The organism is Methylolobus aquaticus (assembly GCF_054172105.1).
In genome coordinates this window covers 1-23,867 of sequence record NZ_JBSYXP010000024.1, presented here as the reverse complement: position 1 = coordinate 23,867, position 23,867 = coordinate 1, and the positions used below count along the sequence as shown (strand labels likewise).

24 protein-coding genes are annotated in these 23,867 nt (G+C 63.1%); 4 read left to right on the top strand and 20 right to left on the bottom strand.

Features of this window, described 5'->3' with window-relative positions; all coding sequences use genetic code 11:
* Positions 1-17: 17 nt before the first annotated feature.
* The 15 genes from ACW73L_RS20945 to cysE all read right to left on the bottom strand — a co-directional run bounded on the left by ACW73L_RS20945 (position 18) and on the right by cysE (position 11,157).
* A complete protein-coding gene (locus ACW73L_RS20945) occupies positions 18-350 on the bottom strand; it encodes a 2Fe-2S iron-sulfur cluster-binding protein (protein WP_129883110.1) in 333 nt (110 codons plus the stop codon).
* A 12-nt stretch (positions 351-362) separates the two neighbouring features.
* Positions 363-1,514: a DegT/DnrJ/EryC1/StrS family aminotransferase gene (locus ACW73L_RS20940; protein ID WP_129883111.1), complete on the bottom strand. Its 1,152-nt coding sequence runs from the start codon at positions 1,512-1,514 to the stop codon at positions 363-365.
* Between the two features lie 9 nt (positions 1,515-1,523).
* On the bottom strand, positions 1,524-1,787 hold the full coding sequence (locus tag ACW73L_RS20935; protein ID WP_498924503.1) for a DUF6129 family protein: 264 nt from the start codon (positions 1,785-1,787) through the stop codon (positions 1,524-1,526).
* Between the two features lie 2 nt (positions 1,788-1,789).
* A complete protein-coding gene (nifT, locus tag ACW73L_RS20930) occupies positions 1,790-1,999 on the bottom strand; it encodes a putative nitrogen fixation protein NifT (protein ID WP_129883113.1) in 210 nt (69 codons plus the stop codon).
* A 43-nt stretch (positions 2,000-2,042) separates the two neighbouring features.
* On the bottom strand, positions 2,043-3,191 hold the full coding sequence (locus tag ACW73L_RS20925) for a cysteine desulfurase family protein (protein ID WP_129883114.1): 1,149 nt from the start codon (positions 3,189-3,191) through the stop codon (positions 2,043-2,045).
* Positions 3,188-3,547 carry a DUF3024 domain-containing protein gene (locus tag ACW73L_RS20920; protein ID WP_139557922.1) on the bottom strand — a complete coding sequence of 120 codons (360 nt, stop codon included), beginning with the start codon at positions 3,545-3,547 and terminating at the stop codon, positions 3,188-3,190. The genes ACW73L_RS20925 and ACW73L_RS20920 overlap by 4 nt, the downstream gene beginning before the upstream one ends.
* A gap of 91 nt (positions 3,548-3,638) precedes the next feature.
* Complete coding sequence (locus ACW73L_RS20915) at positions 3,639-3,908, bottom strand: nitrogen fixation protein NifZ (protein ID WP_139557923.1); 270 nt, start codon at positions 3,906-3,908, stop codon at positions 3,639-3,641.
* A complete protein-coding gene (locus ACW73L_RS20910) occupies positions 3,905-4,222 on the bottom strand; it encodes a nitrogen fixation protein NifZ (protein ID WP_129883117.1) in 318 nt (105 codons plus the stop codon). The genes ACW73L_RS20915 and ACW73L_RS20910 overlap by 4 nt, the downstream gene beginning before the upstream one ends.
* A 10-nt stretch (positions 4,223-4,232) precedes the next feature.
* A complete protein-coding gene (locus ACW73L_RS20905; protein WP_498924502.1) occupies positions 4,233-5,030 on the bottom strand; it encodes a 4Fe4S-binding leucine-rich repeat protein in 798 nt (265 codons plus the stop codon).
* Complete coding sequence (locus tag ACW73L_RS20900) at positions 5,014-5,556, bottom strand: hypothetical protein (RefSeq protein WP_498924501.1); 543 nt, start codon at positions 5,554-5,556, stop codon at positions 5,014-5,016. The genes ACW73L_RS20905 and ACW73L_RS20900 overlap by 17 nt, the downstream gene beginning before the upstream one ends.
* Before the next feature lie 29 nt (positions 5,557-5,585).
* Positions 5,586-5,969, bottom strand: a complete 384-nt coding sequence (locus ACW73L_RS20895; protein WP_498924500.1) for a HesB/IscA family protein — start codon at positions 5,967-5,969, stop codon at positions 5,586-5,588.
* Positions 5,970-5,979: 10 nt separating this feature from the next.
* Positions 5,980-6,204, bottom strand: a complete 225-nt coding sequence (locus tag ACW73L_RS20890) for a 4Fe-4S binding protein (RefSeq protein ID WP_129883121.1) — start codon at positions 6,202-6,204, stop codon at positions 5,980-5,982.
* An 88-nt stretch (positions 6,205-6,292) separates the two neighbouring features.
* A complete protein-coding gene (gene nifB, locus ACW73L_RS20885; protein ID WP_139557927.1) occupies positions 6,293-7,861 on the bottom strand; it encodes a nitrogenase cofactor biosynthesis protein NifB in 1,569 nt (522 codons plus the stop codon).
* A 567-nt stretch (positions 7,862-8,428) separates the two neighbouring features.
* The gene (gene nifA, locus ACW73L_RS20880) at positions 8,429-10,057 is read right to left on the bottom strand and encodes a nif-specific transcriptional activator NifA (RefSeq protein WP_129883123.1); all 1,629 of its coding nucleotides are present in this window, start codon (positions 10,055-10,057) and stop codon (positions 8,429-8,431) included.
* Between the two features lie 242 nt (positions 10,058-10,299).
* Positions 10,300-11,157, bottom strand: a complete 858-nt coding sequence (gene cysE, locus ACW73L_RS20875; protein ID WP_498924499.1) for a serine O-acetyltransferase — start codon at positions 11,155-11,157, stop codon at positions 10,300-10,302.
* A 614-nt stretch (positions 11,158-11,771) separates the two neighbouring features.
* Here cysE and ACW73L_RS20870 point away from each other — a divergent pair.
* Positions 11,772-13,121 (top strand): (Fe-S)-binding protein, encoded by a 1,350-nt coding sequence (locus ACW73L_RS20870; protein WP_498924498.1) that lies wholly within the window; start codon positions 11,772-11,774, stop codon positions 13,119-13,121.
* Between the two features lie 123 nt (positions 13,122-13,244).
* Here ACW73L_RS20870 and ACW73L_RS20865 read toward each other — a convergent pair whose 3' ends face one another.
* Positions 13,245-14,948, bottom strand: coding sequence for a calcium-binding protein (locus ACW73L_RS20865; protein ID WP_498924497.1), 1,704 nt, complete (start codon positions 14,946-14,948; stop codon positions 13,245-13,247).
* Positions 14,949-15,597: 649 nt separating this feature from the next.
* Positions 15,598-15,762: a hypothetical protein gene (locus ACW73L_RS20860; protein WP_498924496.1), complete on the bottom strand. Its 165-nt coding sequence runs from the start codon at positions 15,760-15,762 to the stop codon at positions 15,598-15,600.
* A gap of 470 nt (positions 15,763-16,232) precedes the next feature.
* Between ACW73L_RS20860 and ACW73L_RS20855 the strand changes: the two genes are divergently transcribed.
* The 3 genes from ACW73L_RS20855 to ACW73L_RS20845 all read left to right on the top strand — a co-directional run bounded on the left by ACW73L_RS20855 (position 16,233) and on the right by ACW73L_RS20845 (position 21,777).
* Positions 16,233-17,768: a D-arabinono-1,4-lactone oxidase gene (locus tag ACW73L_RS20855; protein ID WP_498924495.1), complete on the top strand. Its 1,536-nt coding sequence runs from the start codon at positions 16,233-16,235 to the stop codon at positions 17,766-17,768.
* 414 nt (positions 17,769-18,182) lie between these two features.
* On the top strand, positions 18,183-19,958 hold the full coding sequence (locus ACW73L_RS20850) for a PAS domain-containing sensor histidine kinase (protein WP_498924494.1): 1,776 nt from the start codon (positions 18,183-18,185) through the stop codon (positions 19,956-19,958).
* Between the two features lie 751 nt (positions 19,959-20,709).
* Positions 20,710-21,777: a linear amide C-N hydrolase gene (locus ACW73L_RS20845; protein ID WP_498924493.1), complete on the top strand. Its 1,068-nt coding sequence runs from the start codon at positions 20,710-20,712 to the stop codon at positions 21,775-21,777.
* A gap of 460 nt (positions 21,778-22,237) precedes the next feature.
* On the opposite strand, the gene ACW73L_RS20840 is transcribed toward ACW73L_RS20845, so the two are convergent.
* From ACW73L_RS20840 to ACW73L_RS20830, 3 genes are all read right to left on the bottom strand, one after another.
* Positions 22,238-22,471: a hypothetical protein gene (locus ACW73L_RS20840; RefSeq protein WP_498924492.1), complete on the bottom strand. Its 234-nt coding sequence runs from the start codon at positions 22,469-22,471 to the stop codon at positions 22,238-22,240.
* A 209-nt stretch (positions 22,472-22,680) separates the two neighbouring features.
* Positions 22,681-22,848, bottom strand: coding sequence for a hypothetical protein (locus ACW73L_RS20835; RefSeq protein ID WP_498924491.1), 168 nt, complete (start codon positions 22,846-22,848; stop codon positions 22,681-22,683).
* A 153-nt stretch (positions 22,849-23,001) separates the two neighbouring features.
* Positions 23,002-23,700: a class I SAM-dependent methyltransferase gene (locus tag ACW73L_RS20830; protein ID WP_498924490.1), complete on the bottom strand. Its 699-nt coding sequence runs from the start codon at positions 23,698-23,700 to the stop codon at positions 23,002-23,004.
* Positions 23,701-23,867: the final 167 nt, after the last annotated feature.

Genomic DNA, 23,867 nt, shown 5'->3' with positions numbered 1-23,867 from the left:
GGTAACTCCCAACAAATTCAGTGATTGACCCATTCGATCGTGACCCGGTGGTGGCCCAGCAAGGCCTGGCACGACAACCGGGAGCGCAAGGTATTTCCGCCGATCAGGGCGAGCCGATCGCTCTCGCCCTTGCGGACCTTCGACAAGCCGCGTCCTCCCTGCAGCACCGTGACGTGGCAGACCCCGCAACGCGCCCGTCCGCCGCAATGCCGGGTGACGATGTCCCCGGCGAGCTTGACCGCGTCCAGCAACCGTGAGCCGCTGGCCAACTCGAAGGTCTTCCCCAGCGGCAGCACGGTCACGCTGACCTTCCCGTTGCGCCTGGTGCTGCTACGCAGGAACCCCGACATGCCCGGTTCTCGTCAGTAGATCGCCGCGCCGGCCCCCACATTGACCGAGGCATCTTTCGCGGTCTTCACGATGAAGCCGATCTGGTCTTCGGTCAGATGGCCATGGAACGGCAGCGCAATCGCACGGTCGGCCAGCTTCTCGGTGACGAAGAAATCGCCCTTGCGGTAGCCCAGCGTGCCGTAGTGGCTCTGGGTGTGGAGCGGGTAGCAGAACGCCGCCGCTTCGATCCGCTCGGTGGACAGGTCCTGCACGATGGCGTCGCGGCTGGACTTCGAGAAACGGGTTCCCAGGTGGATCAGGTAGACGGTCCAATGGATTTCGTCGACTTCAGGGGCCATGTAGGCCGGCTTGATGCCTTCGAACGACAGCATGTGCCGGTCGTAGTAGTCGGCGACGCCCTGGCGGCGATCGAGGATGTCATCCAGCCGCTGCAGTTGCGTCAGACCCAGCGCGGCGTTCATTTCCCCCATTTCGGCTCGATAGGGCGGGAAACCGCCGGCGATGATGGAATGCCGCTCGTCGCTGCGCCGCCCGCGGCAGGACCGCAGCTTGGACGCCAGCGCCGAGTCGTCCGTGACGACCATGCCGCCTTCGCCGGCCGTCAGCGGTCCGGGCTGGCTCAAGTCGAAGATCGCGCAATCGCCGAAGGAGCCCACCAGCCGACCCTGATAACGTGAGCCGATGGCCTCGCTGGAATCCTCCAGCAGCAGCAGGCCGTGTCGGTCGGCCAGTTCGCGCAGCGGCGCCCACATCGCGGGGTGGCCGTTGACGTTGCAGGCCACGATCGCCCGCGTCTTGTCCGTGATCGCGGCCGCCGCCTTTTCGGGGGCGAGGGTGCACGACCAATAATCGATGTCGGCAAAGACCGGTTTGGCACCCGCCAGCGTGATGGCGTGCACCGTCTCGCGAAAGCCGAACGGTGGGGCGATGACTTCGTCGCCGGGGCCGATGCCATAGGCCCGCAAGGTTGCCAACAACCCCAGCGTGGCGCTGCCGACGGCGACGGCGTGCCGCCGACCGAGGTATTCGGCAAAGGCCGCTTCGAAGGCCTCGACCGTCGGCCCTGCGGACAGACGGGGCGACTTCAGGACATTCTCGACCGCTTCGAGCTCGGCCAGGCTGATGTCCGGGTCGGAAAGCAGAATACTCGGTTGATCGCTCATGTCGGGTTCCTAGCGCTTTTCGGCCACGATCAGGCCGCTGGCGGTTGCGGGATCCGCTGTGATCCGGGGGCAGTGCTCCGAGGTGTCGATGAAGAACACATCGAACCCGGCCGTTTGCAGCGCGGGCGTTTCGGTGTCCACGTCGCTGGCATCGCAGCGCGTCAGCGACACGCCCGGCAAGGCCTGCCGCAGGTTCGCGAGCCGTTCCGCCGTGGTGCCTTCGGCCTCCAGGACGGACCGGATCCGTTCGAGTGCATCCGCGGGCAGCGCCACGTCTAGTCGCTCACCTTGCGGGCCTCGACGGTGATCGGCAGGGTCGTGCCTTCCGCCATTTCGGGTAGCGCGAGTTGCCAACCGTTGGCCAGGGTCACCATGCCGCCCCACAGGTCCGGTTTCTCCTGCGACACGATGGGTTCCTCGAGATCCTTCTTCGGGACGTAGGCTGAAAGGACGCCGGCGTTGTCTCTGCGGATCATGACCTTCATACGGGTTCCTGGCTGATTGAAAAGAGGCGGTTGCGGATCGGGCTCAGGCGGCAGCGGCGGGTTGAGCCGGCGTCAGCGCCGGTAGGATCCGGATGACGTGATCGATTTCCCGGGGCGTGGTGAACCGGCTGAGCGAAAAGCGGATCGTCGACAGCGCGTCCTGCGGTTTCAGTCCCATGGCCAACAGGACATGGGACGGCTCGGTGCCGGTCGCGCTGCAGGCGGCCCCCGCCGAGGCGTGGATTCCGGCGCGGTCGAGCTTGTCGAGCACGAATTCGGCTTCCGGGCCGCCCAGATTCAGGCTGGTCGTGCCGGCCAGACGAGTGGCCCCGGCGCCGTTGATGGAGGCGCCCGGCAACTGGGCCAGAAGCCCGCTCTCCAGACGTTCGCGCAGTGCGGCGACCTGCGCCGCGTAGCCGTCCAGACCGGTGGCTGCCAATTCGGCCGCGGTGCCCAGGGCCGCGATCGCGGGCACGTTCTCGGTGCTGCCGCGCCGGCCGCGCTCCTGATGTCCGAATAGCAGCGGCGGAATCTTGTGGCCTTTTCGCACGAACAGCGCACCGATGCCCTTGGGGGCGTGCAGCTTGTGGCCCGACAGCGACAGGAAGTCGACGGGCAAGGCGCGCAGGTCGATCGGCGTCTTGCCGACGGCCTGTACCGCGTCGGTGTGGAACAGCACGCCTTTCGCGGCCGCCAGTGCCGCGGTTTCCGCGATCGGGAACACCACGCCGGTTTCGTTGTTGGCCCACATCAGCGTGACGAGGGCGGTGTCGGCCGTCATCGCCTGATCGACCGCGTCGAGGTCCAGTCGGCCTTCTCCGTCGACCGGCAGGTAAACGACTTCGACGCCTTCCTGTTCCAGATGCTTGAGCAGCAGCAGCGTGCTCGGATGCTCGACCTGGCTGGTGACGATGCGCCGTTTGTCGGGGCGTAGCGCCAGCGCACCAAGGATCGCCTGGTGCGTGGCTTCCGTGCCGCTGCCGGTGAACACGATCTCGGGCGGCGAGGCACCCAGCAGCGCCGCCAGTTGACCGCGCGCGCGGATGGTTTCGACCTTGGCCGTTTCACCCGACCCGTGCTTGCTGGACGGGTTGCCGTAGCAATCCCGGAGGCAGCGCAGCATAGTCTCGATGCATTCCGGGGCGACCGCGGTGGTCGCGTTGTTGTCGAGATAAATCAGCGGGTCGTTCATTGCCAGAAGCGCCGGTTCGGATCTTGGTTCAGCAGTTCGATGACCTGGGGCAGCGTTGCGTATTCCCCGTGCATGATCCAGTGATCGATCTGGTGGTCCTTGTGGTACAGCCACCAGCAGCCGCGCTCCGCGCGGTATTCGATCCGGGCGATGTCGATCACGCCGCCATCGGGGTCGACATTCCTGGAGCAGCACGAACTCTGGATCAGATAGCCATTGACGTCCGGCTGCACTTCCGGCGTCACGTAGCGATAGCGCTTGCGGCTTTCGAGCGCGCGTTCGATGCGCCGGCGATCCACCTCGTTCGGGTGCCGTTGCAGGCTGGTCACGTTCGCCTTCGCCACGTTGGCATTCATACGCTCGATGTTCTCCGTCAGGGCCTTGGATTACCGGAGTCCCTGCGCTGCGCTCTTCGGAGTGGCCATTGCCGCGCCGCGGAACCTGGGTTCAAAGGATCCCGGCAATCGTCCCCGCCTGCTGTTCGGCGTGGATTTCCTCCTCGAAGCAGCCGATCACATAGCCGCCGGGGAATTCCACCAGGTAGATGGGCAGGTTGGCTTCCTCGTGATGCCCGACCTGCACGATCTCGCCCTCGGTGCCGGCTGCCACCAGCAGCGCATCCGGCGGGTGGTCCGGATAGCTGCCGTCGTTGAACAGATCGGCCTCGGCATAGACCTTCTGTCCCCATTGGTAAATCGCGGTGCGTGGTTCGATCATGCGTGCTGCTCCGTTCCGGCCACGGCTTTGGGCGGCGGCGGGTTGTCGAGCGACTCGATCTCGCGGCCCTTCATGCCGACGGCGTAGCCGTGGTCCGGGAAGTCCACGGCGTAGATGTAAAACTGCTGCAGAAAGGTGTTGATGCTCTTGATGTAGCCGACATCCCCTTTCTTGACGAGCACCTCGCCGATTTCCGCGCCGGTGAACGTGCCATCGTTGCGGATCACCTTTTTCGATTTCACCTTCTCGCCGAAGTTGAAGCGCGGTGGATCGTTCAACTCGTTGCTATCGCTGTCGCGACTGATATCACCCATCGTTACATCCTCACCCTTGTTGGCAGGCCTTCGGTAATTCGGTTCGGTGCCAGTAATCGGCCAGACGCTGCTCCACCAGTTCCCGCACCTCGCGGTCCGGGTCGGCGCGCAGTGGTTCGAGTTCGGTCGGATCGAGCCGACTGGCGACCTCGTAGCGCACCCGCCAGTCCGGATCCCGGATCATCAGTTTCAGTTGACCGGGGCTCATGCGGGAGACAGCGGCCAGACGGACCGCGAGGTCGGCGTCGCCCGCCATGGTCGGCAGCCATTCTGTGGCCACGCGCTCGGCCACGACCTTCCGCACCTGGGGATCCCGGTCACGGACCATGCGGACCAGCAGCGCAGAGGGCAGGCGCCGGGCCACGATCTGGCGCACGAAATAATCGGGATCGTCCATCAGCGTGACGAGGTCTTTGGGTTCCGCGCGTTCGGCAACCCGGACCCTGACCTCGCGGTGCGGGTCGCCGAGCAGACCCCGGAAGTGCCGGGAGTGCAGCGGCAGCCGCTGGGCGACGCTTTGCCGGACGGTCTCGTCCGGGTCGTCGATCAACCGCGGGAGATAGAACAATTCGGCGTGCTTGGCCGCGACGGCGCGCGTCTCGAAATACGGATGCTCGAAGTAGTCCTTTGCCAGATACGGGTTCCAGCGAAAGAACCGGTCGATCCGGCGCGCATAACGGTCATGTACGCAGGCATGGCCGAGCTGGCAGCGCGCATTGGACTTGCCGGAACCGTGCTCACAGGCGGCACAGTCCAGCAGTTCGCCTTGCCAGTCGCGGGCTTCTTCGATTTCAGTCGTCGTCGCCATCGATTTGCCTCTGCAATACCGTCAGCAGCACCTTGGCTCCCACCTTGTCGGTGGGGTCGAGCTCCAGCAGTTTTTCCGCCGCGACGCGTCCTTCCTCCAGCGCGCCGAGGCGCATCTGCAGGTAGGCATAACCCTTGAGCGTGAACAGAAAGAAGCGGGGCAGCAGGGCGCCGAAGCTGCTGAAATCGGCGTCCGTCGGTTTTGCCTCCCGCCAGTCCGGCGCCATCCCGTTGTCGACCGCCGCCTTGGCGAGGCATTCCGTGCAGACCGCCAGCGCCTCCGGCAACCGGTTCTTGTAGAAGAAGTACCGGTAGCGACCGATGTAGACGGCCGCATGCCCCGGGGCAAGGTCCCAGGCGGCTTGCAGATGCGCCTGGGCCGCCTCGTCGCAGTGATAGTTCTGCCCCGCCAGCCGCAGATGCGCCTCGGCTTCCGGCGGCAAGCCGGCGCCAAGGCATTCCGCGACACGCTCGTCTTCGGTCAGCTCATGGTCCGCCGTCCACCGGGCCGGGCCCGGTTCCGTCATGCGGTTGCCACTCGCGACCATGGCCGAGCCTAGGCGCTCTTGACCGGAATGGCGCTGAGTGCGACCGAGACCTCACCCGGGGGGGTGGCCGGCGCGCTGGTGCTGCAGGTGCCGCAGCCCGTCGACTTGGGATCTGTGAACACCAGTCCGCTCTGCAGCGGCGTGTCCTTGAAATCCATGATCACACCCTGCAGGAGCAAGCGGCTTTCTGCCGGCAGGAATAGCTTGACGCCCTGGATTACGACCACGGCGTCGCCGGCCAGGGGCGCGGGCTCGACGCTGAACTCGGACGCCAGCCCGGAGCAGCCGCCGGGGCTCACCGAGAGCCGAAAGCCGGCCTCGGGCCCGGCTCCGCCGAAGCGCACCATGCGCTGAATGAATTTCTCTGCACTGGGTGTAATCGTTAGATCCATGATGTTTTACCTATGCCGCTTCGTAACGCGGGTAGTCGTCGTCGATGATGCAGGTGAGATCGATCGGGCACACGGCGACGCATTGCGGCTCGTCGTAGTGGCCGAGGCACTCGGTACATTTCGCGGGTTCGATGATGAAGAGCCCGTTCTTGGTTTCCGAGATGGCTTGATTGGGGCATTCCGGCTCGCATGCGCAGCAGCCGGTACAGTTTTCCTCAACGATCTTGTAAGCCATGGTCAGCTCCTCAACGCGGTGGATCAGTCCCGGGCCGTCGTGGCCGGCCCGGGACGGGCGGGTACCAGATCAGCGGAAGCCGCTGCACCTAGGCGGCGATCAGCGCCCCCTGGCGGATTTGCGCATCCCCGCGCTCCACGTGTTCGATCTCGCCAGCCGTCACCTTGTCCAGGTAGTCCTTGAAGTAGGCGATGGCCGATTGCTCGATGAATTCGTTGGCGTACTGGTCGACCGGGTCGATGCCAGCGGCCTTCAGATCGCCCTTCGGACAGCCGCCGATCTTCGCGACGAACACCGCATGGCAGTCATTGATGGCCCGGATCACGGTCTGCAGCGCGTCCTCCTCACCGTAGCCGCCCTGACAGTACAGGTCCACGCGGCGGTGTCCGACGAACTTCGCGCCGGTCGTGCTGAGCTCGTAGATCTGGAACTCGGTTGCATGACCGAAGTGTTCGTTGACCTTGCCGCCACCCTTGGTCGCGACCGCGATCAGCATCTTGATGTCGGATTGCGCGCCGGCGAGGCTCTGCATTTCCTCTTTCTTGGCCGCGACGACCGCCTGCCGTTCCTGTTCCACCGCGGCCTGATAGGCCTTGCGGGTTTCGAGGTCGTAGGTGACTTCCATCGCCTCGATTTTCTCGGTCGTGAACTCGGCGCTGCGATCTTCGCCCAGCAGACCGACCGCGTCGGCCCGGCACTGGCGGCAGTGCCGCATCATGTTCATCTGGCCTTCTTCGCACTGATCCTGCAGTGCCTTCAGCTCCTGGGCCGTCGGGCCGCGCTGGCCGGTCAGGCCGAATACCGTGCCGTGCTCGGGCGCCGAGATCAGCGGCATGATGTTGTGCAGGAAGGCGCCGCGGGATTTGACCGCCCTGTTCACCTCGACCAGATGCTGGTCGTTGATGCCCGGAATCATCACGGAGTTGATCTTCGACAGGATACCGCGCGCGGTCAGCATCTCCAGCCCCTGCAGCTGTCGGTCGGTCAGGATCTTCGCGGCCTCGACGCCCGTGTAGCGCTTCTTGTTGTAGTAGATCCACGGATAGATCTTGGCGCCGATCTCGGGATCGATCATGTTGATCGTGATCGTCACATGGTCGATGTTGTACTGCGACAGACGATCGACGTGATCGGGCAGCGACAGGCCGTTGGTGGACACGCAAAGCTTGATGTCGGGCGCGGTCTTCGCGATCAGTTCGAAGGTCTTGAAGGTCTTTTCCGGGTTCGCCAGCGGATCGCCGGGGCCGGCGATGCCCAGCACCGTCATCTGCGGGATCGTCGAGGCGACCGCCAGCACTTTCTTGGCCGCCTGTTCCGGGGTCAGCTTTTCGCTGACCACGCCTGGCCGGCTCTCGTTGGCGCAGTCGTATTTGCGATTGCAGTAGTTGCACTGGATATTGCAGGCCGGCGCGACGGCAACGTGCATCCGCGCATAATGGTGATGCGCTTCTTCGCTGTAGCAGGGGTGGTTCTTGACCTTGTCCCAGATTTCCGCCGGCAGGTCGTTTTCGCCCGCGCTGGACCCGCAACTCGCCTTGCCCGAACCGCCTGAGGTTCCGCAGCCCTTGTGCTCCGCAACCTTCTGCATGATCTCGTCCGGTACGACCGTGCCGACGCCGCCGGCGGCCGCTGCGGCTTCGTTGTGAACTGCTTGCATCGTTTACTCCCAGGTTCGTTGGTTCGGCATGGGCCTGCGCGCTGCCGTTTATCGGTCTCGCTGGCCGCCGTTCAGACGGGCGGTCTGCAGCCGATGGGCGTAGCACTTGTGTCAGGCTGATCAAAGCAAACGGCGTACCATGGGAAAGTAGCCAAGCAAAACAGTCTGATAAGCTCGATCTAGGCGGATTGGGCGCTGTTCGGAGGGGAACAAAACCTTTGCGCTTTGTCGGACTTTGTCGGAAAGACGACAGGGGCGGGAGGCGTGTCGCTCTCCGGGTCTCGATGCGCGGTACTGGCGGAAAGATCGGCGCAGGTGTCGAACGAACCGGAGCCTCGCCGGCCGTCGTATCTCAGGGAAAGGTGGCGGGAAGGGGCCGTGTCCCGACCGCATGCGACGGATGGGTTGTTCGCAGCGGCAGGGCGTGCCCAGAAAGCCGGGGAGCGCAGCTCGCCCTGGTGCCGTGCGGCAATGCATGTCGGGCAGGCACTGCCGCGCCGCGGTCATGACGAGAGGGACTGAATGACGGCAGCGCTCTTTAGCTGGCGCTGTAAGGTCGGACCGGCGTTAAAGCCGCTTGATCTCAATATTATATTTCTGTAGCGCGTAATTCATCTGCCGGGTCGTCATGCCGAGGAAGCGGGCCGCCTTGGCCTGCACCCAGCCGCATTCCTCCATGGCCCAGATCAGCTTCTCGCGGGTCGAGGCGAACTGCGGCGCCTCTTCGCCATGCCGATGCGAGATCGCATCGCGCGCCGGCAGCGGCGCGCTGGCGGACTCCGGCAGTTTCGGGGTCGGACTGACCATCTGAGTGACCGGCCGCAAGGCCATCGACAGACACATGTTGCGTTGGCAGGGCAGGTTGATGTCCTGAATCGTTTTGCCTTTGGTCATGGCCGCCGTCCGCTCGACGCAGTTCTCCAGCTCGCGCACGTTGCCCGGCCAGTAGCAGTCGGTCATGATCTGCATCGCTTCGGGCGACAGGCTGACCTGACGGCCATTGGTGCGATTGAAGCGCTCCAGAAAGTGCTCGACCAGCGGCGCGATATCGTCGCGTCGCTCGCGGAGCGGCGGCAGGATGATCGAGATGACATTGATGCGGAAATAGAGATCGGCACGAAAGTCGCCTTCCGTCACGGCCGCTTCGAGGTTCCGGTTCGTGGCCGCAATCAGACGCACATCGACCCGGATCGGCGTGTTGCCGCCTACCCGTTCGAATTCGCGCTCCTGCAGTACGCGCAACAGCTTCACTTGAAAGGCCGGCGAGATCTCGCCGATCTCGTCGAGAAACAACGTTCCGCCGTGGGCCAACTCGAAGCGGCCCTTGCGTTCGGTGGTCGCACCGGTGAAGGCGCCCTTCTCATGCCCGAACAATTCCGACTCGAGCAGCGTCTCGGACAGGGCACCGCAGTTGACTCGGACGAACGGGCCGTTGCGTCGCGGGCTCAGTTGGTGGATGGCGTTGGCGATGATTTCCTTGCCGGTGCCGCTTTCGCCGCGCAGCAGTACGGTCGAGTGCACGGACGCGGCCCGCTCCACGTCGCCGAACACGTCCTGCATCGGGCGACTGTTGCCGATGACGTTCACCAGCCCCTGTACGGGGCGAACTTCCTTTTGCAGGCGATGCTGCTCGTGCATCAACTGCTCACGCTCTGTCGCGACATGCCGGTGCAGCCGCAGCGTGTGACTGATCAGGTTCGCGACCATCTTCAGCAGCCGGACATCGTCCTGCAGCGAGCCGCGATAGGCGCTCATGTCGCGATCTACGCTGACCACACCGATGGTTTCGTCAGCGATCTTGATGGGGATGCCGACGTAGGCGATTACATCGCCGTTAGCCAGTTCGCGCGAGCCGGTGCGATTCAGGAATTGGGGCTCGTCGGCAACGTTCGGAATGACGATGGGCAGGCCGGTCTTGATGATCTGGCCGATGATGCCCTCGCCTTTGCGGAACCGGCCGCGATCGATCTGGTCCTGGCTCAGTCCGCTTGCCCCAATGATATGCACGTCGCCGCTGTCCTGCACCAAGGCGATCATGCAGCGGCACATGTGCATGTGCGACGACAGCAGGTTCAGGACATCCCGCATACCCTTGCACAGATCCAGGGACGAGCCCAGGATCTTGCTGATCTCGTAGATCGTGATGAGCTGTAAAGTATCAGCAGTTTCAGCTGCTTGCGATTCGCTTTTGGCCAACACAGGTAACTCCGCAAAGTGGGTGGCAGCAGGGGCACGAGTGGGTGCCGATCCGGGAGCAGCCGTTCCCTCTTGGTGCTGTTGACGTTCGTCTGTAGAAGATATCAAGCAACTCGGGTGCCAGGATTTGGCGCTCCGCTGCGGTGCGATGGGGATGTGAGGCGTGGCGGTCTGTGATACCCGGCCGGCGCGATGCCGGCCTGGGACCCCGCGGGATGCCCCGGATGTAGTGTCCGGTGAGCCTATTGGAATCCGGGTTTGGATTGCCTGTGCGGGGTGGCGCAGGCGCAGGTCTCGACGGCTTCCAGTTTCGGGATCGGGGCCCCGGCATCCCGGATGTCGGCGGGCTGGGCCGCTTCCAGACGGCCCTCGAGCACCGCGATCCGGTCCAGTAGTTCTGCCAGCGTCTGGTTGATCACATCGGGGATCCGGTCGTGGTCCAGATGGACCCCGCTCGGGTTCATCGCGACGCCTTCCCGGGATTGCACCACGCGCCCCGGAATGCCAACGACGGTCTTGTTGGCCGGCACGCTTTTGACGACCACCGAGTTGGCGCCGACACGGACATTGTCCCCGAGCGCAATCGGGCCCAGGATTTTCGCGCCGGCGCCGACCAGCACACCATTGCCGAGCCGGGGGTGGCGCCGGCCCTTGCTCCAGCTGGTGCCGCCCAGCGTCACGCCATGGTAGAGCGTCACGTCGTCGCCGATGACCGCCGTTTCCCCAATCACCACGCCCGCACCATGATCGATGAAGAAGCGGCGCCCGATCCGCGCACCCGGATGGATGTCGACATTGGTGCAGCAGCGTGAAAAAAAGGCCAGCCAGCGCGCGGCATAGCGGAAGCCGCGACGCCAAAGCCGATGATTCAGACGGTGCAGCAGGATGGCATGGACCCCGGGATAGGTCGTCACGACTTCGAAGCGGTTCCGCGCGGCCGGATCGCGCTCGAAGACGCAGGTGACGTCTTCTGCCCACTGTGCGAAAAGCTTTAGCGGTGGCGCCAGCGGCGTTGCCGCAGCGGTCCACCGGGGCGCTGTGATGCCGGGTTGGGTCGGAGTCTTGCGTTGCATGGTCTGCGGTGGCATCCGGTTGGTCATGGTTCGGTGTCTCCGACGGGTTGCTCGCTGCATTCGTCCGGTTCGGCGCAGGGTCGTGCCGGAATGCCGATTCGCTGCATTTCACCGAAACGGTGCGAGGGCCCAATCGTCTCGCCGAAAATGACCGATGGCGCTTGTGCCACCAGTCCGCTCGTGCTCGCCGTCGATCGGGCAACGGGTGTTACCTGTCGGAGCAAGCAAGATGTCCGCCATCCCCGTTGTGTGTTACAGGTGTCTGATTATCATGATGTTGTACCGGCCGTGCGATCGTTTCGTCCCTGTCGCAAAGCTGACAAAGCGGGCCTTGCCACACCGACGAAAGTCCGGGACTTGGAGCTTTTTGTCAGGGTTGCGACAGGGCGGAGGCTTTCCGTTGCTCGGCTCGTGCGACGAGTTGGCGGCAAATTCAGTGGCTTAGGAATGACCACTTCCTGGCACCCGATTTGCTGCACCAAGAATCGGATCTGCGCTGCAGCCACGCTGACCCGATCCCGGCTCGTCGCGGCGGGAGGTGTTGTCGGGATACCGGCGCATCGGTTGCGGCAGCGATCGCGTCACCAAGCCGCGCGACGGGCCCCAGTCGCCTCCCGATCCAGACCGCGGACGCAGGAATGATGGATACCCAACTCGACTGGTCGCCCTACGACAGCTATGGACTGGGCGACGCCTTTGCCGCCACGCCGTCGGCTGGCGGTGCGTTCGGCAAGGCGGCCGCCGTCTGTATCGGTAACCGGCAGTGCCAGCGCACCGGCAATGGGGTCATGTGCCCGAGTTTCCGGGTGACGGACGATCCGGCGCATTCGACCCAGCATCGCGCGGCGACGCTGAAGGCGGCGCTAAACGGGGAATACGGGCCGAAGCCGTTCATCGGCCCCGAGTTGGCAGCGGCGATGGACCTGTGCGTAGGCTGCAAGGGCTGCAAGCGTGAATGTCCGAACGGCGTGGACATGGCCCTGCTGCGCGTCGAGTCGCTTGCCCAGCGCTGGGGTCAACTGGTCGGGCCGCCGCTGCGTGAGCGCTTGCTGGCCAGTCTGCCGCGCCTGGCGCCGTGGTTGGGGCGGTTCAACTGGCTCATCCGGTTGCGCAACCGTCTGCCGATACTGGCCCGCCTGGGTGAGCGCTGGCTCGGGATTGCGACGCAGCGTTCGCTGCCGGAGGGCCGCTCGAGCAGCTTCCTCGACGGACAGTCACGCGAACCGCTAGGGATGCCGCAGGGGCGCGAAGTGGTGCTGCTCGTCGACACGTTTTCGAACCATTTCGAGCCGGACAACGCGCAGGCGGCCGTGGACGTGTTGCTAGCCGCGGGGTACCGGATCCATATGGCTCGTTCGACGGAGGGGCAGGGCCCGTTATGTTGTGGTCGCACCTATCTGTCGAACGGGCTGGTGGCGCAGGCGCGCGCCGAGGCGGAGCGAATGATCGCTGCGCTCGTTGATTACGCCGAGCGTGGACTCCCAATCATCGGCTTGGAACCCTCCTGCCTGTTGATGTTGCGCGACGAGTATTTCGCGCTTGGGCTCGGACCGGCGGCTGCCAAGGTCGCGAAGTCCGCGGTGCTGCTGGAGGAGTTCCTGGCCAAGGAGCACGACGCCAAGCGGCTCGAACTGTCGCTGCGGCCCTTGCCGGCCCGGCGCGCACTGGTTCACGGCCACTGCCACCAGAAAGCCTTCGGGGCGATGAAATCGATGCGCAAGGTACTGGGCCTGATCCCCGGCCTGGAATTCGAATTGATCGAGTCGAGTTGTTGTGGGATGGCCGGCGCGTTCGGCCTGGAAGCGGAGCACTACGCCGTCTCGATGCGTATGGGCGAGCTGTCGCTACTGCCGGCGGTGCGGCAGGCGGAATACGATGCGCTGGTGGTGGCCAACGGCACCAGTTGCCGCCATCAGATTCACGATGGTGCGGGCCGGGAGAGTGTGCATCTGGCGCGGGTGCTGCAGGCGGCGCTGGACCGCCCGGGCTGAGCGCAGGGCTGGCGTGTTGGTGGCCAGGGATCGCGAACGGAACCGGCGAGCGAGACGATGTCGCTGCGCGTCACGGAAGGCGAGCCGCCGCGGCTGACGGCTCGCTGCCGAGCAGGGATTGAACTAGGGCGTGACCTCGCAACTGGTGTTCGTGTCGCCCGCCGCGCAGGTATCCTGGCCGGGGCCGCCGTTCACCGTGTCACTGCCTGCGCCGCCACAGATGACATCGTTGCCGCCCAAGCCGAAAATCGTGTCATTGCCGTTAAGGCCGGCGATGACATCCCGACCGGGCGTGCCGTATATCGTGTCGTCTCCGGACGTGCCCAGGATCGTCGCGCGCTGGCCGTTGCACATGACCGGACTTGCCGGCACGCCCTCGCTTCCCAGAATGTACACCGCGTTGAACGGCGTGCTGCCGGCGCCACCGTTCTTCACGGTCAGCTTGACCGCGACCGCGTCGCTCTCCGCGCTATCGATCTGTAACGACAAGTGGTCGCTCAGACTGCCATTGGGACCTGCGACGATGCGTCCATCTGGTAGGGTGTCGCCATTCGCGACGATTTTTTTGATCGCGCCGCCCCGGGACGAAACGTGGTACAGGCCTTGTTTGCCGGCCTCGTCCTTCCCCAGGAAGAAGACACTGGTGCCGGAAAAGCTGAAGCCGCCGCCCGCCAGGGTGCCCTGTAGGGGGTCGTCGCGCGTGAATTTGCCCGTGCCGCCGGGAACTGCCATGTTCGAGTCGACCAAACGGATGACTCGTCCCGGCGCGTAGGGGGGCAGGGTGTCCGGTGTGCCGGGCGCGCGGGGCAAGCCGGCGTTGTAGATGAAGCTGTAGATTCCAGCCAGATCCCGCGTTCCCCCGACAGAGATCGGCGTTGCAGCACCCATGAACACGACGCTCCGGTTCTCGATCTGCGGTGCCTGGAGTCGAAAGTTGTCAAAGACCCGTTGCGCGGGATCGCTCGGCACCTTGTCGCCGCGTTCGGCCGATACGATCACCTCCAGTTCCGCGCCGGTATCCCGTATGGAAACAATAGGTCCGGTGCCGAAGCCGTTGCTCGTGTCCGAGACCATTCTGCGATTGTTGTAGTCCGACAGCTGACAGCATTCCGGGTTAAAGAGTGTGCTAGTCCCGCCGAGTAGCCGGTCGTCCGCAATCTCGAACACGGTGCCACCCGTGTTGCGAACGCGATAACTTCCGCCATCGCCGATAGCCGTGTCCTGATTGAATATCAGCAGACCATTGTCCTGGGCGATGACGACCGCGGCGCCAAAGGTGAAACGGTGAAAGTTGCCGGTGTAGCCCTGAGCATCCGGAACGGCGGTGTTCGTGTCGACCAGGATCGTCGGCGCCGCCGGATCGTGAGCGGCTTTGCCGAGAAAGCCGTAGAGTTCGCCCAACGGCGTGATCGTCCTGCCGCTGAAGGCGACGCGTCCCGCATCGACATTGAACGGCGCGAAACCATAGCCGGTCGCGTACCCTATCAAGGCGCTGCCGGTCCCGGGATAGGGAACGGTGTCATCGACCAATCGCGCCAGGGTTCCGGTCTGCGTGTCGTATGACCATAAGTGGCTCGAGAGGGGCGCCGCACCCGCCACCGTCAGCGGGAAGACAACATAACGACCGTCAAATGCCGGGGCGTTCTCTACACCTCCGGGCATCGCCATCAATTGACTGGGCCCCAGCGTGATTCCGGGCGGGGTTTGTCTGACGTCGTACACCTTTCGGAAGGTGACGTTGCCCGCCTGCGCGGCCATGGTAACCGCCAGCAGAGGTGTGCCAACGAGGGCAAGGGAAACTCGACGAAGCATGAAGGGTTGACGCATACCCGTTCCTCCAGGAACTGATGACGAGTCGGCTGGGGACATGACGGCGAGAGGCATCCCGGCCAGACTCCAGTGAAGTGAGACCAGTGTCCTTGGCTCTCCCGTCCGAGCCGCCATGGTGGTTCTCGGAGCCCCCGTGCGTCGGGAAATCAGGACGGCGAATAGGCTTAAGCCTATTGCAACCGCATGGTGCGTCGGGGTTTTCCTGGTGTCAAGGCGTAAGGCTGCGTTTGCCTGGGACCAGGATTTTCAGGCGGGGGGTGCGACTGCGTCGGCGGTTCTTCGGAAGGCCCGGGCCGCAGGGCGGGGTAAGCCCAGGCTGACATGCCCGTCCGTGGGTTTACGCGATAGGTAGGCGGTCACCGGCGCAAACGCCACGAATACGGGATTCGGTTGGCACGTTACCTTGGCCGCATCGCCGTCCTTCAGTTACGAAGCGAAGGCCATGGGCGATATATGGTGGTCGGGCTGAGGCCCGACTCGACCGCCTCCGAAGCCACGGAAACCCATCCCTTTCAATGCGGAGCAGGCTGCCGTTTGCGGTTCTGTCGCTCCTGAGCGGCCGTGCGGGTTCGAGGGCGGGCGGAGCCTCTACCCAACGCCCGTCGAGGCCGGCCTTTCTACCGGTCGTCTTGAAGGGGTAATGCCCTTACAGTGGCGCGATGCTCCAGCTCATCTTGCCGGGCCTCGGTGGTGCGGTGACGACGAGGACGGTTCGCTCGGCGCGGTCGGTACGTTCCCCCTTCGTTGGCGGCGACGAATGATCGAGTGTCGCGACATCGGCCGGTTTCACGTCAGTCGTTTGTTGTGGCATGGCATTACCTCGTCAATATCGGCTATGTGCTGGATGGCGACGGGACCCCAACTCGCGGGCGCGGCCCCTCGTTGCGAGGACAACCGCTTGCGCCTCGGCCGCGCATGTCCCGCTCAATCGCTCTCTCCCTCAAATTCAGGAAATAACCGTGCCATCAACGTAAGTGATTGTCTCAAAGTTGGAAATGTTTTTGCGGCAGGCCTGCGTCCCATGCTGACTTTGTCGTTTTTTCGACAGATGGCAGTGCTTTTGTCATCTTTGTGACAATGGCGCGGAGCCGGTCGCATGCCGACATTCAGGGAGCGCACAGAACTCGGTCGGCGACACGATCACTCCGGCTCGATGCGATACGGATATGCACCGGGATTGCTCCGCCTCAAGAACAATCCGGTTGAGCCGGCGGTTAGGGTCGCATACAGTGACTGTCGCAATTTTGCGGCCCTGCAGCTTGATTGAGGTCCAATCCGGTCATGACTTCCCTGTCCAGCATCGAAGCACTTCCAGTCAACGGCGTCTTGTACTACCTGCCCAAGACGACTGACGATCTGTCGACCTTGATCGAGAGCGCGCGTTCGACGGGCAGGCCCATCAGCCTGCGGGGTTCGGGGCATTCATTCCCGCTGATCCCGGACAGTGAGGCGACGGACGCCTGTCTTTACGTGCTGATGTCGTATTTCGATTCGGTCTCGTTCGACGACGCCAAGCAGCAGGTCACCGTGGGTGGCGGCTGCCACCTGGGGCTGGATCCCTACGACCCGACCGGACGGTCGACGCTCGAAAACAGCCTCTTCTACCAACTGTTCCAGCACGGTTGGGCGATTCCCGAGATGGGCGGGATCACGCACCAGACGGTGGGTGGCTTCCTGTCGACGGGGTCCTCCGGCGGTTCCCTGATCTATTCCTTCGACGACATGCTGGTCAGCCTCTCGATCCTGACGGCCGAGAACCCGCCGCAGCTCCGGACCTTCTCGGTGGATGACGCGGATCCCGACGGTTTCCATGCCGCCGGAATCGCACTCGGGCTGTTTGGCTTCATCGTGTCGGCCACCTTTCGGTGCGTCGACACCTTCAACATCGAGGGTACCGAAACGATCTCGACCGTGGACAACTGCGCGATCGACCTGTTCGGTTCCGGGCCCAACGATCTCAAGTCGTGGATGCAGAAGACCGAGTATACCCGCCTGATCTGGTGGCCCCAGGAGTCCGTGCAGAAGATGGTGGTCTGGCAGGCGAAACAGATTCCGCCGGTCAGCGGTTTCCAGCCCAAGCCGTACCAGGAGGTGCCGGCGATCTTCGGTTCCAATATCCCGGCTTCGGTAGCGGCGGACATGATCTACAGCGCAATCGGCAACTGGCCGGACTGGTTCACCGATACGTTCAACAACTCGCCGGAGTCGCGGTTGTTCGCCGATCTGATCTCTTCGCAGTTCTATCCGATGATCCTGCCGGCGCTGCTATCGATATTCGTGCCGGTCGACGATCCCGCGACCGGGCCGCAGCAGTTCCGTGACTACTGGTGGAGCGGGCTCTGCATGGACAACCAGATGAATGACAAACTGATGCCGGTCAAGTTTACGGAACTGTGGATCCCGATCGACAAGGCGCCGGAAGTCATGAACGAACTCCTCGACTTCTATGGCCAGTCCGGACAGAACACCGACAACACCGGGTCATTCTGCGTCGAACTGTACGGCGCCAAGGCTGGCAAATTCTGGCTCGGACCTTCTTACGGCAGCGACGTCATCCGCATTGATGTGTTCTGGTTCGCCAATACGCCGAAGGATCCCGTTGCGACGCTTTTTCAACGTTACTGGGATCGCTTTGCGAAGTACGATTTTCGCTGTCATTGGGGCAAGTACCTGCCGACGACCATCGCCGGGCAATCGGGAGCGGCGTATCTGCAGAATCAGTACCCGCACTGGGCAGCCTGGGCCCAGCTGCGGCAGCGGCTCGATCCCGACAACGTATTCCTGACGCCTTACTGGAAGGCGCACCTCGCCCTGTAATCCCACTGGCGGAGGCAGGGCCGGGGGCAACAGCCGATGAGACGGTTGGGAATGTTCCGGCCCCTGCAGAAAGGGCGGCGCATTGGGGTGAGATATTCTCGCTCCCGGGCGCTGCGGGAACACACTGCGGACGTCGAGACGTTCCAAGCCGTTTGCGGTTCCGCTGGCCGGCAGATGATGACATGCGAAGGACACGACAAGGTCCGAGTCGTGCGTCAGGATCATTACGGATTCCCCAGAAATCCGCTGCGTTGCAAAATTCGGGTGAAAGGAGTATTTCCCCACGCAAGTTTCAAGGCCAGACCGAGCGTGACCTGAAGACGGAACGCCCCCTGATGACCCAGGTCCGCCGAACTGTCACCAGCCAGAGATAGACTTCCCAACTGGAAAAAGGGAATTCCGGATAGTCACGGGGTGATCGGGCATCCCGTGGTGAATAAGCCAAAAGCGACGTCGATGATGACAGAAGGATTCAATAAGGAGGGCATAGACTATCGCGCAATCGTCGATGGTTTGCCGGGCCTCTTTTTGATACTCGACGACCAGCTGAATATCGTAGCAGTCAGCGATGCCTATGCCCGGGCCACCATGACCCGGCGCGAAGAGATACTCGGAAAGAGTATGTTCGAGGTATTCCCGGACAACCCGGAGGATCCGCATGCCGATGGCGTGCGCAACCTCCACGCCTCGCTTCAACGAGTGCTGATATCGGCCTTGCCTGACACAATGGCGGTTCAGAAATATGATGTACGGAGGCCCGAACAGGAAGGCGGAGGCTTTGAGGAGCGGTATTGGACGCCGATCAATTCACCCGTACTGGGTCAAGACGGACGTGTTCGCTACATTATCCACAGGGCTGAGGATGTCACCGAATTCATCCACCTCAAAAAGAAGGGGCTCGAACAAGATCGTTGTAACGAGGACCTGAGCGGTCAGGCGGCGCGAATGGAGGCGGAGATTTTTGAGCGAACTCGCGAAGTCGCTGCCGCGAGTGCCTCGCTCAAGACAGCCAATCAGGCGCTTGCAGAGGCAAAAATCAGAGCTGAAGCCGCCAATATCGCCAAGAGTGCGTTCCTGGCCACGATGAGCCACGAAATCCGCACCCCGATGAACGGTGTGTTGGGTATGGCCAGCTTGCTGCGGCGAACTCAACTGGACGAGAGACAGCAGGAATACCTCGAAAAAATCCAGATCTCCGGTCAACACCTGCTGGCCATCATCAACGATATCCTCGAGTTTTCAAAGATCGAGGCCGGCAAGATCGAGCTGGCTAGCGAGGACTTTCTTCTCGCCGATCTTGTCCGCGACACCTGGATACTCATCGGCGAGCGCGTCAAGGCCAAGGGATTGGAACAGAAGACCATCTGTGACCATCCCGGCCTCATCCTGCGCGGCGATAAGACCCGACTTGCACAGGCTCTCGTCAATTTCCTCAGCAACGCCATCAAATTCACCGACGCAGGCAGTGTCACGCTGAGTTGCCGGGTAGAAGAGGAAAAAGCGACAGGCTATCTGATGCACTTCGAGGTGACGGATACCGGCATCGGGATGACGGATGAACAGCAGCAACGGATCTTCGATGCCTTTGAACAGGCGGATAGCAGTACCAGTCGTAAATACCAGGGCACCGGCTTGGGGCTGGCCATTACACAACGTCTGGCGCAGCTGATGGGCGGTGGAACGGGAGTCATGAGTACACCCGGCCGGGGCAGTACCTTCTGGTTCACCTGCCGGCTTGGCAAGGGGCAGGAAGCCCGGCCAGCCCTTGCTCCGGTCGCCGAAGCAGCCGAGATGATTCTGACCCGGGACTACCAGGGACGAAAGATCCTGGTCGTGGACGACGAACCGATCAACCGGGAAGTTGTTGGTTACATGCTGGAGGATGTCGGGCTTGCCGTCGAGATGGCTGAAGATGGCACGGAAGCGTTGTCGAGAGTCCGGCAGGCGGACTACGACATCGTGCTGATGGACATGCAGATGCCGGAGTTGGACGGACTCGGTGCGACACGGGAACTGCGTGCCATGCCGGGCCGGGAGCGTCTCGTCATCATCGCCATGACAGCGAATGCGTTCGACGATGATCGCATAAGGTGCCTGGCGGCCGGGATGAACGACTTCATCGCCAAGCCTTTCAAGCCCGAGATTGTCTTCGAGAAGGTGTTGCATTGGCTCGGGAGTGTGACGCACTGAAACGCTTGGACCGTGATCCGTTCGGCAACAATGTCGATGCAGTTGCCGAGGTTGCCAACGATGCTTCGAGACCAGCGTCGTGCTTGCGGGTAACGCATCGTGGGGTCCGTCGCCCGGTGAATTGCCGCTGAAATGATTGGCCTATTGCCGGCCGATCTGCGTCGTCAGTGCTCGGATGCGATCAGCTGTGGGCCGCGAAGGGCTGGACCCGCCCGGTGATCGAGGTTGCCTTCTGGATCGGTCGGAAACGTGCCGGTTTCCCGCCGCTCAGGCGGAAATGGCCCTGCACGGCCCTGCAGCATCGGGCAGACGGTTATTCCAGACTCACCGCTACGGGTTGAGATGCCAGACGGGCGGATGGCAGAGGTCAACACATGCCGGTGACGAGATCCCTTCGACGACCGTGAAGGGTGGCTGACAAGCGCGTATTCCCGGCGCTTCGGCGATGGCAGGCGCTAAGGATCCTGATTGGGGCTTTTTTCCAGGGGGGATGGATTCTGCGCGAAGGTCAGAGTCATGAGTCACTCGCCTAGAAGGGTCGCTGCCGAATCAGAACGGTACGGAACAGCAGGTCCACCGGGATGGCTGTCAGCAGCAACGTCAGCGGTACTTGTTCGTCAGCTGACACCATGTTAGAAGCGGTGCGGGGGGATCCACCGAGGCCCTGCGACTGCGAGTCGGTCGGGAGGCATGGGATCCGTTTTCTGTTTCTTGCATACGAATCCCTTTTCCACTCCTCAGGAGTCGCCTGATGAAGGTTCACAAGAGTACCAGCGGCCGCAGCGTCGTCGGTGCACTGGCTGCCGTCACCGCTGCCCTCGTGGCGTGGCAACCGGAAGTCGATGCATGTTCCCGCATTCTATGGAACGACAACAAGGTCGCGGTCGTCGTCGCGCGGACCATGGATTGGCCCGAATCCACCGAGCCCGTGCTGACCGTGCTGCCGCGCGGCATGAAACGCGACGGCGGTCGCGCGGGGTCCGAGGTGGTCGTCAGGGAGAACCCCGCGCGCTGGACGTCCAAGTATGGCAGTCTCGTCACGACCATTTACGGGATCGGCACCGCCGACGGGCTCAATGAGCGCGGACTGGCCGCCCACATGCTCTATCTCAACGCGGCCGACTTCGGCCCGCGCGATCCGAGCAAGCCCGCGCTGAATGCCGCGTTATGGGCGCAGTTCCTGCTCGACAATGCCGCCACCGTCACGGAAGCGCTGGCACTCCTCGACACCGTTCAAGTCGTCCCCGTGGAGGCGCGTGGCCACAAGGCCAATGTTCACCTCGCGATCGAGGATGCCAGCGGCGATTCGGCGATCATCGAGTTCGTCAACGGCAAGCGGGTCGTGCACCATGGCCGAGAGTATCGGATCATGACGAACGACCCGACTTATGACGAACAGCTCGCGCTCCTAGGAAAGCTCGACTTCTCCAAACCGAGCAGCGATTTGCCCTTGCCCGGCAACGTCAAGCCAACTGACCGTTTCCAGCGCGCAGCGTACTACGCGGCCATGCTGCCGGAACCAAAGAACGATCGTGAAGCCGTGGCCTCTGTACTGGCGATCGCCCGCAACGTATCGGTTCCGTTCGGCGCACCCTACAAGGGTTTCGGAATCTACAACACCGAATACCGCACCGTGGCTGATCTAACGGACAAGCGCTACTTCTTCGAATTGACGACCAGCCCGAACGTGCTCTGGGCCAACCTCGGGAAGTTCCAGCTGAAGCCCGGCTCGCCGGTCATGATCCTTCAACCCGACAACATCGCGTTGTCGGGGGACGTCTCGGCACGGTTTCACAAGGTTTCGAAAGCGCCCTTCTGAACGATGGAGAAAAGTATCGGCTGGTAATGCTGCGGCAAGCGTGCCTGGAACGATGACGCCGGGCGTCGAGGTTCCATCCAGACCACTGCAACGGCACCTCAACCACCCGTGAGCTGATGCGACCCATCTCGCAGCCCAGGGTCGGGTGCGAGCCGTGGCCAGATGCGAAAGCTGCCGTTCCCGTTCCGGCGCCCGTACGACAGCAATCCGTCGACGCGTTGCCCCACAGGATATGCCAGCAGAACGTCGACAACAGCCGACATCCCTGGCGTCCCTTCTGCAAGGGTCGGCCATCTGGGTGCAGGAGACACTACCTGGACGCACTCATGGACCAGGGAGCGTTACCCGTTGATGATGCGGTCACGATGGGGGAGTGCGTCGCGCAACTGGCCAGCCCGCCGGATTACGGCAGAGCGGCAGTGAACCCAACGCAACCGGCCAGCCGGCCCCGACGTCGGGCTTAGCTCAATGTATCCGGCAGTATCACGGGTACCCGGCGCTGAACACAGAAGGTTTGCCACGCCTCGTTGAGTTTGCGCCGGGTTTCCATGTGGGCGTTTCTGCCCGCTTCCCAACCGGCCAGCCAGATCGGGTGTTCGACGCCGGCCGGGGGGATGTTGGCCCAGCCGGCCGCAGCCGAGTTAAAACCCAACTGCCAAGTATCGCTGCGCTGATCAATGCGGTTCTTCGACAAGGGGGAGTCTCCTTACGATCAAATCCCAAGCAGCCCTGCGCATGGCCGATACCCATGCGCTGAGAGTGGGAAAGCGTGACAGGCTTGCCCCATATAGTCCATAGGCGATACTACCTAAGGCGCGGCGAAGGCAAGGATTCCGGCGCTGCCATTGCGGCATGGCGGTGACACGGTCAACGCCTGGAACTCTAGCCGCTTAACGTGTCAGGCTAGCGACAGATGTGCAGCAGCCGGCCCGCGAGCAGCCGTCGCTCCTCATCGTTCAGATTCCAGAGGAGTGCATCGCGGCTGTCCTCCTCGACCTGACAGGGGCGTTCGAGGCCTTCGGCACCGGCCCTTCGAGCTTGATCAAGCGACGGAATACGGAACACATGCATGGCTCACCATCGCGACTGACGTCGCGAATACCGGGAGCCTCCGAGCGGAGCTAACACGCCCGGTGCGTGAACCACCGGGGCGCCTGACGGTCATGCCACTCGGTTGAATGTGAGCGTGCGGTCGCTCTGGCGCGCGGCAAAACTCACCGCAGTTCACCCGTGGTCGTGCGGACGTTGCGCCGACAGGTAGAAGAACCTTGCGCGCTGTTCGGGTCGACGACTGCTGGCCTCGACACGTTCGTTGATCGCGATCTCTGCGTACCCGGCGCCCTGCAGCAGGGCCTGTAACTCTTCGCGGTTGAAATGATGCGTGCGGTAGAGCACCTGACCCGCGGCATCCCGCGACAGATAGGTAAAGGGTTCGCCGGTCACCGCAGCGTCGTTGGCATAGAGGTGCGCGTAATCGGGATTGATGTCGTCGGAGGTACCCGACGCGGACAGGTAGAGCGATCCCCCTGGCTTGAGGACGGCATAGGCATTGCGAAGCAATTGGTGTCGATCGGCGGCATCTCCGATGACCGAGACTACCAATTGAACGACCACGCCATCGTAGGCGGCGTCCGGAGGTTGCAATCCATTGGCGGCCGCTATGTCCGCGACGGCGAACGAGACCCCAGGCAGGGTGGTTTGGGCCTGGGCTATCGCGGCTGGATTGATATCGAGACCGGTCACCGCATGGCCGCGGTCGGCAAGCCAGGCACTCACCTGGCCGGTGCCACACCCGAGATCCAGGAGGCGGCTCGGGACGGGTAGGGTCTCCAGCCACGCTTCAAGCTGAGTGAGATCATGCTTCGTGGGGATCGCCCGCGGTGCGTAGGCTTGCCAATCGGAACGGCTTTGGGAATCGGTCATCGGTGTCGACGGCTTGGCGTTGCGGAGACTGTCACGCAGTGGATGACAACCATTCCAGGGAGTCAAGCACCGAGCCTTCCATCTTCCGGCGTGTCGAATCCGCCCTATCCTTGAGTTACCGCCGGAAATCAATCTCGCTCGGCGGAATCACTTCAGAACGCGAGTCA

Bases quoted from the DNA above. Each gene is read 5' to 3' on its own strand.
- ACW73L_RS20945 (WP_129883110.1), bottom strand. From the start codon at position 350: ATGTCGGGGTTCCTGCGTAGCAGCACCAGGCGCAACGGGAAGGTCAGC.
- ACW73L_RS20940 (WP_129883111.1), bottom strand. From the start codon at position 1,514: ATGAGCGATCAACCGAGTATTCTGCTTTCCGACCCGGACATCAGCCTG.
- nifT (WP_129883113.1), bottom strand. From the start codon at position 1,999: ATGAAGGTCATGATCCGCAGAGACAACGCCGGCGTCCTTTCAGCCTAC.
- ACW73L_RS20925 (WP_129883114.1), bottom strand. From the start codon at position 3,191: ATGAACGACCCGCTGATTTATCTCGACAACAACGCGACCACCGCGGTC.
- ACW73L_RS20920 (WP_139557922.1), bottom strand. From the start codon at position 3,547: ATGAATGCCAACGTGGCGAAGGCGAACGTGACCAGCCTGCAACGGCAC.
- ACW73L_RS20915 (WP_139557923.1), bottom strand. From the start codon at position 3,908: ATGATCGAACCACGCACCGCGATTTACCAATGGGGACAGAAGGTCTAT.
- ACW73L_RS20910 (WP_129883117.1), bottom strand. From the start codon at position 4,222: ATGGGTGATATCAGTCGCGACAGCGATAGCAACGAGTTGAACGATCCA.
- ACW73L_RS20905 (WP_498924502.1), bottom strand. From the start codon at position 5,030: ATGGCGACGACGACTGAAATCGAAGAAGCCCGCGACTGGCAAGGCGAA.
- ACW73L_RS20900 (WP_498924501.1), bottom strand. From the start codon at position 5,556: ATGACGGAACCGGGCCCGGCCCGGTGGACGGCGGACCATGAGCTGACC.
- ACW73L_RS20895 (WP_498924500.1), bottom strand. From the start codon at position 5,969: ATGGATCTAACGATTACACCCAGTGCAGAGAAATTCATTCAGCGCATG.
- ACW73L_RS20890 (WP_129883121.1), bottom strand. From the start codon at position 6,204: ATGGCTTACAAGATCGTTGAGGAAAACTGTACCGGCTGCTGCGCATGC.
- nifB (WP_139557927.1), bottom strand. From the start codon at position 7,861: ATGCAAGCAGTTCACAACGAAGCCGCAGCGGCCGCCGGCGGCGTCGGC.
- cysE (WP_498924499.1), bottom strand. From the start codon at position 11,157: ATGACCAACCGGATGCCACCGCAGACCATGCAACGCAAGACTCCGACC.
- ACW73L_RS20870 (WP_498924498.1), top strand. From the start codon at position 11,772: ATGGATACCCAACTCGACTGGTCGCCCTACGACAGCTATGGACTGGGC.
- ACW73L_RS20865 (WP_498924497.1), bottom strand. From the start codon at position 14,948: ATGCGTCAACCCTTCATGCTTCGTCGAGTTTCCCTTGCCCTCGTTGGC.
- ACW73L_RS20860 (WP_498924496.1), bottom strand. From the start codon at position 15,762: ATGCCACAACAAACGACTGACGTGAAACCGGCCGATGTCGCGACACTC.
- ACW73L_RS20855 (WP_498924495.1), top strand. From the start codon at position 16,233: ATGACTTCCCTGTCCAGCATCGAAGCACTTCCAGTCAACGGCGTCTTG.
- ACW73L_RS20845 (WP_498924493.1), top strand. From the start codon at position 20,710: ATGAAGGTTCACAAGAGTACCAGCGGCCGCAGCGTCGTCGGTGCACTG.
- ACW73L_RS20835 (WP_498924491.1), bottom strand. From the start codon at position 22,848: ATGCATGTGTTCCGTATTCCGTCGCTTGATCAAGCTCGAAGGGCCGGT.
- ACW73L_RS20830 (WP_498924490.1), bottom strand. From the start codon at position 23,700: ATGACCGATTCCCAAAGCCGTTCCGATTGGCAAGCCTACGCACCGCGG.